This is a genomic window from Pseudomonas sp. PsB, assembly GCF_043658375.1.
GTDB lineage: Bacteria > Pseudomonadota > Gammaproteobacteria > Pseudomonadales > Pseudomonadaceae > Aquipseudomonas > Aquipseudomonas putida_Z.
The window spans coordinates 23,550-36,900 of record NZ_JBIGLU010000006.1 but is presented as its reverse complement, the minus strand read 5'-3'; the positions used below and the strand labels follow the sequence as shown (position 1 = coordinate 36,900).

Annotated in this window: 14 protein-coding genes; 9 read left to right on the top strand and 5 right to left on the bottom strand. The window is 65.5% G+C overall.

Translation table 11 applies throughout. From position 1 onward, the window contains the following. Positions 1–140: 140 nt before the first annotated feature. Together ACGLHT_RS10455 and olsB are read right to left on the bottom strand one after the other, a co-directional pair. Positions 141–929, bottom strand: coding sequence for a lysophospholipid acyltransferase family protein (locus ACGLHT_RS10455; protein WP_274120375.1), 789 nt, complete (start codon positions 927–929; stop codon positions 141–143). Beyond that, on the bottom strand, positions 929–1,684 hold the full coding sequence (gene olsB, locus ACGLHT_RS10450) for an L-ornithine N(alpha)-acyltransferase (RefSeq protein WP_015271672.1): 756 nt from the start codon (positions 1,682–1,684) through the stop codon (positions 929–931). Before olsB ends, ACGLHT_RS10455 begins: the two co-directional genes overlap by 1 nt. A gap of 160 nt (positions 1,685–1,844) precedes the next feature. Between olsB and ACGLHT_RS10445 the strand changes: the two genes are divergently transcribed. The 6 genes from ACGLHT_RS10445 (at position 1,845) to ACGLHT_RS10420 (ending at position 6,691) form a co-directional block, all read left to right on the top strand. After that, positions 1,845–2,732 carry an acyl-CoA dehydrogenase gene (locus ACGLHT_RS10445; RefSeq protein WP_274120376.1) on the top strand — a complete coding sequence of 296 codons (888 nt, stop codon included), beginning with the start codon at positions 1,845–1,847 and terminating at the stop codon, positions 2,730–2,732. Between the two features lie 172 nt (positions 2,733–2,904). Continuing rightward, positions 2,905–3,984 (top strand): serine hydrolase, encoded by a 1,080-nt coding sequence (locus ACGLHT_RS10440; protein WP_274120377.1) that lies wholly within the window; start codon positions 2,905–2,907, stop codon positions 3,982–3,984. Then, positions 3,981–4,277 (top strand): hypothetical protein, encoded by a 297-nt coding sequence (locus ACGLHT_RS10435; protein ID WP_025340511.1) that lies wholly within the window; start codon positions 3,981–3,983, stop codon positions 4,275–4,277. Before ACGLHT_RS10440 ends, ACGLHT_RS10435 begins: the two co-directional genes overlap by 4 nt. Before the next feature lie 44 nt (positions 4,278–4,321). Further along, the gene (locus ACGLHT_RS10430; protein WP_025340510.1) at positions 4,322–4,903 is read left to right on the top strand and encodes a YceI family protein; all 582 of its coding nucleotides are present in this window, start codon (positions 4,322–4,324) and stop codon (positions 4,901–4,903) included. Position 4,904: 1 nt separating this feature from the next. Further along, the gene (locus tag ACGLHT_RS10425; RefSeq protein WP_085614279.1) at positions 4,905–6,062 is read left to right on the top strand and encodes a phosphatidylserine/phosphatidylglycerophosphate/cardiolipin synthase family protein; all 1,158 of its coding nucleotides are present in this window, start codon (positions 4,905–4,907) and stop codon (positions 6,060–6,062) included. Positions 6,063–6,112: 50 nt separating this feature from the next. Further along, positions 6,113–6,691, top strand: a complete 579-nt coding sequence (locus ACGLHT_RS10420) for a DJ-1/PfpI family protein (RefSeq protein WP_137162353.1) — start codon at positions 6,113–6,115, stop codon at positions 6,689–6,691. A gap of 118 nt (positions 6,692–6,809) precedes the next feature. Here ACGLHT_RS10420 and ACGLHT_RS10415 read toward each other — a convergent pair whose 3' ends face one another. After that, positions 6,810–7,208 (bottom strand): nuclear transport factor 2 family protein, encoded by a 399-nt coding sequence (locus tag ACGLHT_RS10415; RefSeq protein WP_025340507.1) that lies wholly within the window; start codon positions 7,206–7,208, stop codon positions 6,810–6,812. A 115-nt stretch (positions 7,209–7,323) separates the two neighbouring features. On the opposite strand from ACGLHT_RS10415, the gene ACGLHT_RS10410 reads away from it, so the two are divergent. Further along, positions 7,324–7,914, top strand: a complete 591-nt coding sequence (locus tag ACGLHT_RS10410) for a GNAT family N-acetyltransferase (RefSeq protein ID WP_013974061.1) — start codon at positions 7,324–7,326, stop codon at positions 7,912–7,914. Then, on the top strand, positions 7,911–8,783 hold the full coding sequence (locus ACGLHT_RS10405) for a carbon-nitrogen hydrolase family protein (RefSeq protein WP_274120378.1): 873 nt from the start codon (positions 7,911–7,913) through the stop codon (positions 8,781–8,783). The genes ACGLHT_RS10410 and ACGLHT_RS10405 overlap by 4 nt, the downstream gene beginning before the upstream one ends. Positions 8,784–8,902: 119 nt before the next feature. On the opposite strand, the gene ACGLHT_RS10400 is transcribed toward ACGLHT_RS10405, so the two are convergent. After that, complete coding sequence (locus ACGLHT_RS10400) at positions 8,903–10,426, bottom strand: fumarate hydratase (RefSeq protein WP_025340505.1); 1,524 nt, start codon at positions 10,424–10,426, stop codon at positions 8,903–8,905. Between the two features lie 372 nt (positions 10,427–10,798). On the opposite strand from ACGLHT_RS10400, the gene ACGLHT_RS10395 reads away from it, so the two are divergent. Continuing rightward, positions 10,799–11,719 (top strand): iron-sulfur-binding ferredoxin reductase, encoded by a 921-nt coding sequence (locus tag ACGLHT_RS10395; RefSeq protein WP_085592068.1) that lies wholly within the window; start codon positions 10,799–10,801, stop codon positions 11,717–11,719. Positions 11,720–11,844: 125 nt separating this feature from the next. Here the strand turns inward: ACGLHT_RS10395 and pyk are convergent, their stop codons facing one another. Beyond that, positions 11,845–13,299, bottom strand: a complete 1,455-nt coding sequence (gene pyk, locus ACGLHT_RS10390) for a pyruvate kinase (RefSeq protein ID WP_013974057.1) — start codon at positions 13,297–13,299, stop codon at positions 11,845–11,847. Positions 13,300–13,351 lie beyond the last annotated feature (52 nt).

Here is a 13,351-nt window from a genome sequence, read left to right as displayed (position 1 = left end):
CTCCCACAGGTACACCACAGAACTCAGGATGAGTACCATCCCTGTGGCTCCCATAGGTACACCACAGAACTCAGGATGAGTGCGGTCCCTGTGGGAGCGGGTTCACCCGCGAAGGGGCCAGAACAGGCAGTGCATAAAACTCAGGCAGCCCGCGCCTGCCGCCGTGGCGCCAGCTCAACTTCTTCAACCCCGAACAACGCCAGGTGAATCGCCTGCTGCGCCTGCAACGCCAACACCGCTCGCTCCTTGCCCACGCTGCCGATCGGCTGCAGCAGGTGAATGCATACCTCGCCCCGCGGCAGGGCAAACAGGCGCATCAGGTGCGACACCAGGTCATCGTCACCAATGAACGGTGCAATCGGGTCGATCTGGCCATCGCGCAGGTACTGGATGGCGACCGGCTGCACCGCCACGCCACGGTCGATGGCGCCTGCCAGCAGGCGACCATGGAAGGTGCGCAGGGTACGGCCGCTGGTGGTGGTGCCTTCCGGGAAGATCAGCAGCGGCCGGGCAAGGCCCAGCTGCCCGGCGATCTGTTCACGCAGGCGCTGGCTGTCGCCCCCGCCACGGCGGATGAACAGGGTGCCGGCCTTTTCCGCCAGCCAGCCGGCCACCGGCCAGTGGCGCACTTCGGCCTTGGACAGGAACGACAGCGGCAGCAGCATGCCGAGCAGCGGGATATCGGTCCAGGACACGTGGTTGCTGACCCACAGCATCGGCCGCTGCGGCAGCTCGCCGACCACCCGCACATCGAAGGGCAGGGCCGCGACCAGGCGCTTCATGAACAGGTAGGTCCAGCGCTGGCGGCGCTCGATGGGCGCCTTGAACCCCAGGCGTTCGCCCAGGGCGATCACGCTGGCCATCAGCATGCCCAGCAGCAGTACCAGCAGCAGTCGAGTCAGGCGGGCCATTACCCGCAGCTTCGGCATCAGACCGCTGCCTTGAAGTGGCGGGCGTAGCGTGGGCACAGTTCGTCGCGCTTGAGCAGGATGAATACATCGGCCACCTGGAAGTCTTCGTCCCAGCACGGCTCGCCGCAGATCTTCGCGCCCAGGCGCATGTAAGCCTTGAGCAGCGGTGGCATTTCGGCGATGACGTTGTTCGGCAGGGCCAGGTTGGGCAACGGGTTCTTCGGCTCGGCGCGCAGGTGCTCGGTGCACAGGTAGCGGTCACGCAGGCGCTGCATTACCGCGTGGGCCTGCACCCCGCCATCCTGCATGGGGATGCTGGCGCAGCCCATCAGGTAGCTGTAGCGGCCTTCGTTGAGCACTTCGGCCAGTTCGCCCCAGAGCACGGCGATGGTGCCGCCGTTGCGGTAATCGGGGGCTACGCAGGTGCGGCCCAGCTCCAGGATCGGGCCCTGCAGCTGCAACAGGCCGTGCAGGCTGAATTCCTCTTCGCTATAGAAGCGGCCCAGGCTGCTGGCGGCCTGATGGTCGAGCAGGCGGGTGGTGGCAACCAGCTCGCCAGTGCTCAGGTCGCGTACGCCAATATGGCGGCAGTGCACGTCGTAGTCGTCCATGTCCAGGCCTTGCTCGGCTCCTTTGAGCTTGGCCTTGAATTCGGCGCTGAACACTTTGTAGCGCAGGGCCTGGGCTTCCTGCAGGGCCGCGGCGCCAACCAGGCGTTCGGCTTGCAGACGGCGTTCGGTGCTGTTGTCGCCAGCGTGAGCGATCCGAGTCATTACGAGTCTCCATAAGCCAGCCATGAAGGGTTGCGGCCGGTCGGCTTTGTTGTGCAAAGTCAGCCTAGGTAGATGGGGTGTCACCCCTGTGAATCTTTGGTGATGCTTGCGTGACACCCCCTGAGCCTCAACTGAAAGCCCTTCAGCAAGGAGCCGACCGATGGCCTGGTTGCAACGACTCAACGACCCGCTTCGCCAAGCGCTGGCGGGCACCCTGGGCGAAACCTATGCCGCGCTGCTCGAGCGCCTTGGCCCGGTTGCCCCGTTCGAACTGGCGGTGCTCGGCGGGCGCGCGATGGCCACCCCGGGCCTGGCCTTCCTGGTCGGCTACCAGGCCGCCTTGCGCGTGCTGTGGCCCAGTGCTCCACCCAGCCTCGGCGCCCTGTGCGCCACCGAACGGCGCAGCGTGCGGCCGGCGGACATGCGCACGCGCCTGGACGGCTTGCGGCTGACCGGTAGCAAGGACTTCGTCACTGCCGGCCTGGAGGCGGAATGGCTGCTGGTGGCGGCGCGCTGCGAGGCGACGGGCGCGGCGCCGCAGTTGAACCTGGCGGTGGTCTACCCCGGGGAGCCAGGTGTGACGCTGGAAGCGCTGCCGACCCTGCCGCTGATGCCGGAGGTGGGCCATGGGCGACTGGTGCTGGACCAGGCGGCGTGCGAGTTGCTGGCCGGTGATGGTTGGGATGCCTATGTGAAGCCGTTCCGTTCGCTGGAGGACTTGTATGTGCTTACGGCGTTGACCGCCTGGCTTTATGGCGTGGGGCAGGAGTGCGCCTGGCCGCAGGCCCTGCGCCTGCAGTTGCTTGGGCTGCTGGCCGGGTGTGCCGAAGGTAGCCGGCAGTGCGCCGATAGCGTTGGCTGCCATTTGTTGCTGGGGGGATTGTTTGCACAGTTCCAGGCGCTGCGAGGGGAGATCGATGCTGCGTTGGCGGCGGGGCCGGCGCAGTGGGCGCAGATCTGGCAGCGTGACCAGGGGGTGATGGCGTTGGCGGCGGCGGCGCGGGAGAAGCGGCTGAACAAGGCTTGGGCTGCTGCGGGATTGTCATGAATGCCTGATAGGTTTGTGTGATCCGATGAATCCTGGGGCCGCTTTGCGGCCCTTTCGCGACACAAGGCCGCTCCTACAGGTACAGCGTCAGCCTGAACTTGACGCGTTCCACTGTAGGAGCGGCCTTGTGTCGCGATAGGGCTGCGCAGCGGCCCCAATAATGGCGATCACGATGAAGGTACTGTTGATCATCCTGATATTGCTTGCGGGTTGTGCCCGGGCCGAAGACTGGCCTGAACCCGACTGGCCAATCGACAACACCTCCCTCGACTGGCAAGCCGTCGACGCCTACGCCTTCCCCGCACACACCACCCCCGAACGCAGCGGCATCCGCACCGATGCCCTGCTGATCATCCGCGACGGCCGCATCCTCCACGAACGCTACGCCGCCCCCAGCACCGCCGCCACCGCCCACCTGACCTGGTCGATCAGCAAGAGCATACTCGCCACGCTATTGGGCGTAGCCCAGGGCGAAGGCCGCTTCCAGCTGCAGGACCCGGTCACCCGCTTCTACCCGGCCATGCACGCCCATCCCGGCGTGCGCATGGCCGATCTGCTGCATTGGGCCAGCGGCCTGGACTGGCAGGAAGACTACGAATACGCGCCGCTCAAGTCCTCGGTGGTGGCCATGCTGTATACCCGTGGCCGCGAGGACATGGCGGCCTATACGGCGGCGCGGGAAGCGGTGGCCAGCCCGGGCCAGCGGTTTCTCTATTCCAGTGGCGACAGCAACCTGCTGGCCGCCGCGTTGCGCGGCATGCTCGATGCCGGTCAGTACGCCGACTACCCCTGGCATGCACTGTTCACCCCGTTGGGGATCGACAGCGCGGTATGGGAGCGTGACCGCGCGGGTACCTACGTGGGTTCGTCCTACCTGTACCTCAGCGCTCGCGACCTGGCGCGCATCGGCCTGCTGATGCAGCGCGACGGGCGCTGGCAGGATCGGCAATTGCTGCCCAAGCCCTGGGTGGCTTTCAACCGCACGCCGTTTGCCGCGGCCCAAGCGCTGCCCGGCGAGGCCAACCCCGGTGGCCACTGGTGGCTCAACCAGCCGCTGGCCGGCGCTGCACGGCCTTGGCCGAGTGCGCCCGCAGACACCTATGCCGCCCTTGGCCACTGGGGCCAGGCGCTGTACGTGCTGCCCGCGCAAAAGCTGGTGATCGTGCGTTACGCCGATGACCGCGACGGCAGCTACCAGCACGACGAACTGCTCAAGCGGATACTCGCGGCGCTGGCCGGGGAGGGGGCATGAAGCGGGTGCTGCTGGTGGTGTTGCTGGGGCTGGTGTACTGGGCCTGGCACGAGCGCCAGGCCTTGGCGGACTTCCCCGGTATCCTTTCGGCCTACTCGGCCAAGGAATATTGCTCGTGCCGCTTCGTCATGGGGTTCGAGCCGGCGTATTGCCAAGGCTACGTGAAGCAATGGCTGCCGCTGAGCCTGCTGGAGGAAGATAGCCAACAGCGGCAGGTCACCGCCGAAGGCCTGGGCCGACGTAACCAGGCCGCCTGGCAAGGCCCGCGCGAGGGCTGCCGCTTGCTGCCGTGAAGGCGGGCGGGTAAGGTTGGCGGCCTGGTTTCACGAGATCTGTCATGTTCAAGCTGCCCCGCCTGCTGCCCGCCTTGTTGCTGGCTTTTTGCCTGCCCGCCCATGCCAACTGGCACCTCGATGGCGAGTCTTCGCGCCTTTCGTTCATTACCGGCAAGAACGGTAACACCGCCGAAGTGCACCGCTTCCTGGTGCTGCATGGCACGGTCGACCGCAAGGGTGTGGCCGGGTTGAGCATCGAGATGGACTCGGTGAGCAGCGGTATTCCGCTGCGTGATGAACGCATGCGCGAGGACCTGTTCGAGGTCGAGCGCTTTGCCGAAGCCAAGGTGCAGGCGCAACTGGACCTGCGGCCGATCAACGATCTGGCCAACGGTGCCCAGATCGAACTGCGCCTGCCATTGACCGTGACCCTGCATGGCCAGTCGCACAGCTACAACGCCCTGCTGCTGGCCACCCGCCTGGACGAGCGACGCTTCCAGGTGGTGACCCTTGAGCCCCTGGTGCTGCGCGCCGAGGATTTCGGCCTGTTGCCGGGGCTGCAACGCCTGCGCAAGCTCGCCGGGCTCAAGTCCATCAACCCGTCGGTGCCGGTTAGCGCGGTGCTGATCTTCACCGCCCGCTGACATGCCCGGGCCGGTCTTTCCCTGGCGGGATGGCAACCAGTTCGAACTGCTGATCGACGGCCCCGAGTTTTTTCCGCGCATGCTCCTGGCGATCATGCGCGCCGAGTTCCAGGTCGACCTGGAGTTGTACCTGGTCGAGGCCGGTGACTGCGCGGATGCGGTGGTCGAAGCGCTGGAGCAGGCTGCCCGACGTGGCGTGCGGGTGCGCTGCCTGTTCGACGACTATGGCTCGTTGGCTTTCAACAGCCAGTTGCGTCAGCGCCTGCTGGACGCAGGTGTGTACTTGCGCTGGTACAACCGCCTGCGCTGGAAGCGTGGCCTGCGCAACCTGTACCGCGATCACCGCAAGTTGCTGCTGGTGGACGAGCGCTGGGCAGTGGTGGGCGGCACGGGTGTCACCGACGAGTTCTGGACACCGGGCGAGGCGACCAGTGAATGGCACGAGGTGATGGTGCAGATGCAGGGGCCGGTGGTAAGCGACTGGCAGTTGCTGTTCGACCGCCAGTGGCACGCCAACAACCGTCGCACTGCCTGGCGCCCCGCCGAGGGCTTTGGCCTGCCGCGCCTGCCCAAGGTGCCTGCGCAGGGGCAGGGCATGGGCCGGGTGGCCTATGCCGACGCCCGCCAGCACCAGGACATCCTGCATTCGCTGGTGCGGGCGATCAACAGCGGCAAGCAGCGAGTTTGGCTGGCCACGCCTTACTTCCTGCCGACCTGGAGCGTGCGCCGGTCGCTGCGCCGGGCTGCCGGCAAGGGGGTCGATGTGCGGCTGCTGCTGACCGGGCCGCGCACCGATCACCCCTCGGTACGTTACGCCGGGCACCGCTATTACCCGCGTCTGCTGCGCGCCGGGGTGCGCATCTACGAGTACCAGCCGTGTTTCCTGCACCTGAAGATGGTGCTGATCGACGACTGGGTCAGTATCGGCTCATGCAACTTCGATCACTGGAACCTGCGCTTCAACCTCGAGGCCAATGTCGAGGCTCTCGACCCGCCGCTGACGGCTGCCGTGCAGGCCAGTTTCGAGCGTGATTTCGCCTTGAGCGAGGTGGTCGACCTGGGCCACTGGAATGCCCGGCCGCTGTGGCGCCGGGTCAAGCAGCGGTTGTGGGGTTGGCTGGACCGGTTGGTGGTCAACTTGCTCGACCGTCGCGACTGAGACCGGCTATCGTGCAGTGACTGTCTCAAGGCAATCGAAGGAGTGGTGCGATGACGGCGAAGAAAATTCTCATGCTGGTCGGCGACTACGTCGAAGATTACGAAGTCATGGTGCCGTTCCAGGCGCTGAGCATGATCGGGCACACGGTGCATGCGGTATGCCCGGAAAAGGTCGCGGGGCAGACCGTGCGTACCGCGATTCATGATTTCGAGGGCGACCAGACCTACAGCGAAAAGCCGGGGCACAACTTTGCCCTTAACTACGATTTCGTGCGGGTGCGTGCCGAGGGTTACGACGCGTTGCTGATCCCGGGTGGACGTGCACCGGAGTACCTGCGCCTGGATGAAAAGGTCCTAGAGCTGGTGCGCGCATTCAACCAGGCCGGCAAGCCGATCGCGGCGGTATGCCATGGTGCCCAGTTGCTGGCGGCGGCCGGCGTGCTGGAAGGGCGAGAATGCAGTGCGTACCCGGCGTGCGCCCCGGAAGTGCGCTTGGCGGGCGGGACATTCATCGATATCGCGGTGGACCAGGCGCATGTGGACGGCAACCTGGTGACGGCACCGGCATGGCCGGCGCATCCGGCGTGGCTGGCGGCATTCCTCAAGGTGCTTGGTACCCGTATTGCCTGACAGGGCCTCTTCGCGGGCATGCCCGCTCCCACATGTACCTCACTGCTCTCAAGTCGTGTGGGATCCCTGTGGGAGCGGGCGTGCCCGCGAAGAGGCCAGTACAGGCAATACACTCTAATCAGGCCACCTGCTCAACCCAGTCATTGAGGTTGTAGTAGTTGGTCACCCGGGCAATCTTCCCGCAATGGATATAGAAGAACGCCCCCGCCGGCAGTACATAGGTCTGCCCGTTGGCCGCCGGCAACCCCTCGTCATCGGCCAGATATTCCCCATGCACGGTGAACTCCGCCGCCGCGCGGCTGCCGTCGGCGTTCTGCATCACCACGATATCGGCCAGGCGCTCGCGGTAGCAGCGGTTCATCTTGTCCATGAACGCTGCAAACCGGGCCTTGCCCATCTGCCGCTCGCCCTGATTGATGTCGTGGATCACATCCTCGCTGAGCAGGGCGAGAAAGGCCGGCATGTCGCCAGCGTTGAAGGCGGCGTAGTAAGCATTTACCAGTTCGGTAGCGGTCATGGAACAATACCTGTCGTGGAGGGAAAAGGCGGGTCGTTGCTCCGGATGATAGGGTTTCCCCTCAAGCCCGGCTTAGCCGAGCGCGTCATCCACATCGACAAAACGACCGCCAAGCATGGAAATACGCCTGTTGCACGGCGCCGCTATCGCGCCTTACATCGATGACCTCGCTCGCCTGCGCCTTACCGTGTTTCGCGAGTTTCCCTACCTTTACGACGGCACCCCGGAGTACGAGGCCGACTACCTGGCCACCTATGCCCGCTCCGGGCGCAGCCTGGTGGTGCTGGCACTGGACGACGGCAAGGTCGTTGGTGCCTCCACCGGCCTGCCGCTGGTGGATGTCGCCCCCGAGTTCCAGCAGCCGTTCCTGGCCCAGGGGCGCGACCCGGCCAGCGTGTACTACTTCGGTGAATCGGTGGTACTGCCCGAGTACCGTGGCCAGGGCCTGGGGGTGCGCTTTTTCATCGAGCGCGAGTCCTACGCACACAAGCTGGCCGAGTTCGACTACTGCGCGTTCTGTGCGGTCGAGCGGCCAGGCGTGCATCCACGGCGGCCAGCGGACTACAAGCCATTGCATGGCTTCTGGCGTAACCGCGGCTTCCTGCACGACCCGTCGCTGCGCACCAGCTACGCCTGGCGCGACCTGGACGAGCAGGAAAGCTCCGACAAGCTGATGTCGTTCTGGCTCAAGGAACTGCCGATATGATCCGTCTGGCGGCCTGCCAGTACGCCATCGAGCTGCATGAAACCTGGGAGGCCTACGCCGACCACCTGCAAGGCCTGTGTGCCGAAGCGGTGGAGGCGGGGGCCCGCCTGCTGCTGTTGCCGGAGTACGCCGGGCTGGTGCTCAGCGGGCAGCTGAGTGCCGAGCAGCGGGGTGACCTGAAGGCCTCCATCGCCGGCATCCAGCCGCTGATCGAGCCCTGGAAGGCGCTGTGCGAAGGTATTGCCAGGCGTTGGGGTATCTACCTGCAACCGGGCAGTATGCCGGTGCTGGACAGCGACGGGCGCTACCGCAACCGTGCCTGGCTGTTCGGCCCCAAGGGCGTGCTGGGTTATCAGGACAAGCTGATGATGACCCGTTTCGAACGGGAGCAATGGGATATAGCCGCAGGCCAGGGGTTGCAGGTGTTCGACACCGAACTGGGGCGCCTGGGCATCCTGATCTGCTACGACAACGAATTCCCGATGCTGGCACGGCGTCTGGCCGAGGGTGGTGCCGACCTGATCCTGGCGCCGAGCTGTACCGACACCGAGGCGGGTTACCACCGGGTGCGTATCGGTGCCCAGGCGCGGGCGCTGGAGAACCAGATTGCGGTGTTGCAGAGCCCTACGGTCGGGCTGGCGCCCTGGTCGCCGGCGCTGGACGAGAATATCGGCCGGGCAGGGCTGTTCGTGCCGCCGGATCATGGGATGCCGGGGGATGGGGTGGTGGCCTTGAGTGAAGAATCGAGCCCTGCAACCAGTCAGTGGCTGGTCTGTGAGGTGGACCTTGAGGAAGTACGGCGGGTGAGGCGGGAAGGGCAGGTGTTTACCCGCAGGGACTGGCCGGAGCAGTTCGAAAGAACTGTGTAGAACAGGGGCGGCCTCTTCGCGGGTGAACCCGCTCCCACAGGTAGCGCGTAGCCCCAGGCTTGCGCTGTCCCTGTGGGAGCGGGTTTACCCGCGAAGAAGGCGACACTGTTACATGAGGCTTACTTCACTTCGACTGCCAGGCTCTGGGCAATCTTGCTCTGCCACAGGGCAGGGCCAGTGATGTGTACCGACTCACCGTTGCTGTCCACGGCGACAGTCACCGGCATGTCCTTGACCTCGAACTCGTAGATCGCTTCCATGCCCAGCTCGGCGAAGGCCAGGACCTTCGACTTGCGGATGGCCTGGGCCACCAGGTAGGCAGCGCCGCCGACGGCCATCAGGTACACGGCCTTGTTGTCCTTGATCGCTTCGATGGCGGCAGGGCCGCGCTCGGACTTGCCGATCATGCCCAGCAGACCGGTCTGCTCGAGGATCTGGCGGGTGAACTTGTCCATGCGGGTGGCGGTGGTCGGGCCGGCTGGGCCTACCACTTCGTCACCGACCGGGTCGACCGGGCCAACGTAGTAGATGAAGCGGCCTTTCAGGTCCACCGGCAGCTCTTCGCCACGGTTGAGCATTTCGACCATGCGCTTGTGCGCGGCATCGCGGCCGGTCAGCATCTTGCCGTTGAGCAGGATGGTTTCGCCCGGCTTCCAGCTGGCGACCTCTTCCGGGGTGATGGCGTCGAGGTTGACGCGACGGGCGCTCGGGCCGGCTTCCCAGACGATTTCCGGGTAGGCGTCCAGCGACGGCGCTTCCAGCTCGGCCGGGCCGGAGCCATCGAGCACGAAGTGGGCGTGGCGGGTGGCGGCGCAGTTGGGGATCATGCACACCGGCAGCGAAGCGGCGTGAGTCGGGTAGTCCATGATCTTGACGTCGAGCACGGTGGTCAGGCCACCCAGGCCCTGGGCGCCAATGCCCAGCTGGTTGACCTTCTCGAACAGCTCCAGGCGGATTTCTTCCAGGCGGTTCTGCGGGCCACGGGCTTTCAGTTCGTGGATGTCGATGGACTCCATCAACACTTCCTTGGCCATCACGGCGGCCTTCTCGGCGGTACCGCCGATGCCGATGCCGAGCATGCCAGGCGGGCACCAGCCAGCGCCCATGGTCGGGACGGTCTTCAGTACCCAGTCGACGATCGAGTCGGACGGGTTGAGCATGGCCATCTTCGACTTGTTCTCCGAGCCGCCGCCCTTGGCTGCGACATCGACCTCGACCTTGTCGCCGGGGACGATGGAGTAGTGGATCACTGCCGGGGTGTTGTCCTTGGTGTTCTTGCGGGCACCGGCCGGGTCGGCCAGGATCGAAGCGCGCAGGACGTTTTCAGGCAGGTTGTAGGCGCGACGCACACCTTCGTTGATCATGTCGTCGACGCTCAGGGTGGCGCCGTCCCAGCGCACGTCCATGCCCACGCGCACGAACACGGTGACGATACCGGTGTCCTGGCAGATCGGGCGGTGGCCGGTGGCGCACATGCGCGAGTTGATCAGGATCTGGGCGATGGAATCGCGCGCAGCAGGCGACTCTTCACGCAGATAGGCCTCGTGCATGGCCTGGATGAAATCGACGGGGTGGTAGTACGAGATGAATTGCAGGGCGTCGGCGACGCTCTGAATCAGGTCGTCTTGCTTGATCACGGTCATGCAGCGCGCTCCTCTTAAAGACGGGAACATTCATTACGGCGCTCGACGGTGCCGACCAGCGTGTCGAAGCGCCTTGCAAGGCGCCGGCAGGTCAGGCCGACGGAAAAAGGCGCGGCAGTATAGCGCGCATCCGTGCCGGGCACACCTGCGGCCGGTCTGGACCATGGTCGGCAGGTGGCAGGCATTCTTTTTGCTGCTGGGTTGCGCGGCTGGCCGTAAAATCGATTGGGGCTGCTGCGCAGCCCTTTCGCGACACAAGGCCGCTCCCACATGATGGGCCGGTGTACGCCGTGCCTTTGTGGGAGCGGTCTTGCGTCGCGAAAGGGGCGCAAAGCGCCCCCAACAATCCAAAGCGGGAAGAGAAACCAGAACATGCCCGAACTTTGCGTGGGCGAGCGCCGCTGGGCGGTGCCGACCGGCAGCAACCTGCTCGATGCCTTGAACGAGGCCGGGCTGAATGTGCCCTACAGTTGCCGCGCCGGCAGTTGCCATGCCTGCCTGGTGCACTGCCTGGGCGGGCAACCGCTGGATGCCATGCCCGAGGCCCTGGCGCAGGACAAGCACGCCCAGGGCTGGCGCCTGGCCTGCCAGTGCCGGGTAGTCGAGGACCTGCGCGTGGCGTTGTTCGACCCGCAGCAGGATGGCGTGCCGGCGCAGGTCTGTGCCCTGGACTGGTTCGGCGATGTGCTGCGCGTGCGGCTGCGGCCCGAACGGGCAATGCGTTACCAGGCGGGGCAGCATGTGGTGCTGTGGAATGGCGCGGTAGCGCGGCCTTACTCCTTGGCCAGCCTGCCGGGCGAAGATGATTTCCTCGAGTTTCATATCGACTGCCAGCGCCCCGGCGCCTTTTGTGACAAGGCCCGTGGTTTGCAGCTGGGTGATGTGTTGCGCCTGGGCGAGCTAAGGGGTGGGGCATTGCATTACGACCCGGACTGGCAGCAGCGGCCGCTGTGGTTGCTGGCGGCGGGGACCGGGCTGGCGCCGTTGTGGGGCATCTTGCGCGAGGCTCTGCGGCAGGGGCACCAAGGGGAAATCAGGGTCATGCATGTGGCGCGCGAGGGCGTTGGGCATTATCTGGCCGAGCCGTTGCGGGAGATGGCGGATGTGAATGTCGAGCTGGTGCTGGCAGAGCAGCTGGATGAGGCGTTGGCCGGGTTGCGGCCGTCATCGCGGCAGACGGTGGCGCTGGTGTGCGGGGCGCCAGGGAGTGTCGAGCGGTTTGCCCGGCGGCTGTTCATTGCCGGGGTGCCGCGGGGGCAGGTGTTTGCCGATGTGTTTGTCGAGCATGCCTGAGTGAGCAGGGGAGGGCTTTGCCCTCCTTTCGCGACACAAGGCCGCTCCTACAGGGGAATGCGTATCCCTTGTAGGAGCGGCCTTGTGTCGCGAAGGGCCGCAAAGCGGCCCCCTTTCAAGCAGGATCAACCGACCAGCGGATCACCGACATGCAGGATCTTCATGCCATTGGTGCCACCGATGGTGTGGTAGCTGTCACCCTTGGTCAGGATTACCCAGTCACCTTGCTCCACCAGGCCACGCTTGAGCAGTTCGTCGACCGCTGCCTGGCTCACCTTGTCGGCCGGCAGCGAGGCCGGGTCGAAGGCGATCGGGTACACGCCGCGGAACATGTTGGCACGGGCCTGGGTAGCGCGGTGCGGCGACAGGGCGAAGATCGGCACGTGCGAACGCAGGCGCGACATGATCAACGGGGTGTAGCCACTCTCGGTCAGGGCGATGATCGCCTTCACGCCCGGGAAGTGGTTGGCGGTGTACATGGCCGCCAGGGCGATGCTCTCGTCGCAGCGCTCGAAGGTGGTGTGCAGGCGGTGGCTGGACTTCTGGCTGGTCGGGTGCTTTTCGGCACCCAGGCAGATGCGGGCCATGGCCTGGACGGCTTCGATCGGGTAGGCACCGGCGGCACTCTCGGCCGACAGCATCACCGCGTCGGTGTTGTCCAGCACGGCGTTGGCCACGTCGGACACTTCGGCACGGGTCGGCATCGGGTTCTGGATCATCGACTCCATCATCTGGGTCGCCACGATCACCGCCTTGTTGTTGCGGCGGGCGTGCTGGATGATCTTCTTCTGGATGGCGATCAGCTCGGCGTCGCCGATTTCCACGCCCAGGTCGCCACGGGCGACCATGACGGCGTCGGAAGCGAGGATCAGCTTGTCGAGGGTTTCGTCGTCGGCCACCGCTTCGGCGCGTTCGATCTTGGCCACCAGCCAGGCGCTGCCGCCGGCTTCGTCACGCAGCTTGCGTGCGTATTCCATGTCGCTGGCGTCACGCGGGAAGGACACGGCCAGGTAGTCCAGGTCCATTTCCGCGGCCAGCTTGATGTCGGCCTTGTCTTTCTCGGTCAGGGCCGGTGCGGTCAGGCCGCCACCTTTACGGTTGATGCCTTTGTGGTCCGACAGCGGGCCACCGATGATCACCACGCAGTGCAGGGCATCTGCGGTGGCGGTCTCGACGCGCATCACCACGCGGCCATCGTCGAGCAGCAACTCGTCACCAACGCCGCAGTCCTTGACCAGGTCGGGGTAGTCGATACCGACGATGTCCTGGTTGCCTTCGGTCAGCGGGTGGGCGGTGGAGAAGGTGAACTTGTCACCGATCTTCAATTCGATGCGCTTGTTGGCGAACTTGGCGATGCGGATCTTCGGACCCTGCAGGTCGCCCAGCAGTGCAACATGGCGGCCGTTCTTGGCGGCGATGTCACGGATCAGGCGCGCGCGGGCCTTGTGCTCGTCCGGAGTGCCGTGGGAGAAGTTCAGGCGTGCCACGTCCAGGCCGGCGAGGATCAGCTGTTCGATCACTTCCGGCGAGTTGCTGGCGGGGCCAAGGGTGGCGACGATTTTGGTACGGCGGATGCTCATGCACAGACTCCTATAGTGAAGCGCAGCGAAAGGCTACTCCTGAATCTCGCTG

Excerpts from the sequence above, each read along its gene's own strand:
- ACGLHT_RS10400 (WP_025340505.1), bottom strand. The coding sequence starts at position 10,426 with ATGACCGTGATCAAGCAAGACGACCTGATTCAGAGCGTCGCCGACGCC.
- ACGLHT_RS10410 (WP_013974061.1), top strand. The coding sequence starts at position 7,324 with ATGGAAATACGCCTGTTGCACGGCGCCGCTATCGCGCCTTACATCGAT.
- olsB (WP_015271672.1), bottom strand. The coding sequence starts at position 1,684 with ATGACTCGGATCGCTCACGCTGGCGACAACAGCACCGAACGCCGTCTG.
- pyk (WP_013974057.1), bottom strand. The coding sequence starts at position 13,299 with ATGAGCATCCGCCGTACCAAAATCGTCGCCACCCTTGGCCCCGCCAGC.
- ACGLHT_RS10405 (WP_274120378.1), top strand. The coding sequence starts at position 7,911 with ATGATCCGTCTGGCGGCCTGCCAGTACGCCATCGAGCTGCATGAAACC.
- ACGLHT_RS10435 (WP_025340511.1), top strand. The coding sequence starts at position 3,981 with ATGAAGCGGGTGCTGCTGGTGGTGTTGCTGGGGCTGGTGTACTGGGCC.
- ACGLHT_RS10430 (WP_025340510.1), top strand. The coding sequence starts at position 4,322 with ATGTTCAAGCTGCCCCGCCTGCTGCCCGCCTTGTTGCTGGCTTTTTGC.
- ACGLHT_RS10455 (WP_274120375.1), bottom strand. The coding sequence starts at position 929 with ATGCCGAAGCTGCGGGTAATGGCCCGCCTGACTCGACTGCTGCTGGTA.
- ACGLHT_RS10445 (WP_274120376.1), top strand. The coding sequence starts at position 1,845 with ATGGCCTGGTTGCAACGACTCAACGACCCGCTTCGCCAAGCGCTGGCG.
- ACGLHT_RS10395 (WP_085592068.1), top strand. The coding sequence starts at position 10,799 with ATGCCCGAACTTTGCGTGGGCGAGCGCCGCTGGGCGGTGCCGACCGGC.
- ACGLHT_RS10425 (WP_085614279.1), top strand. The coding sequence starts at position 4,905 with ATGCCCGGGCCGGTCTTTCCCTGGCGGGATGGCAACCAGTTCGAACTG.
- ACGLHT_RS10415 (WP_025340507.1), bottom strand. The coding sequence starts at position 7,208 with ATGACCGCTACCGAACTGGTAAATGCTTACTACGCCGCCTTCAACGCT.
- ACGLHT_RS10440 (WP_274120377.1), top strand. The coding sequence starts at position 2,905 with ATGAAGGTACTGTTGATCATCCTGATATTGCTTGCGGGTTGTGCCCGG.
- ACGLHT_RS10420 (WP_137162353.1), top strand. The coding sequence starts at position 6,113 with ATGACGGCGAAGAAAATTCTCATGCTGGTCGGCGACTACGTCGAAGAT.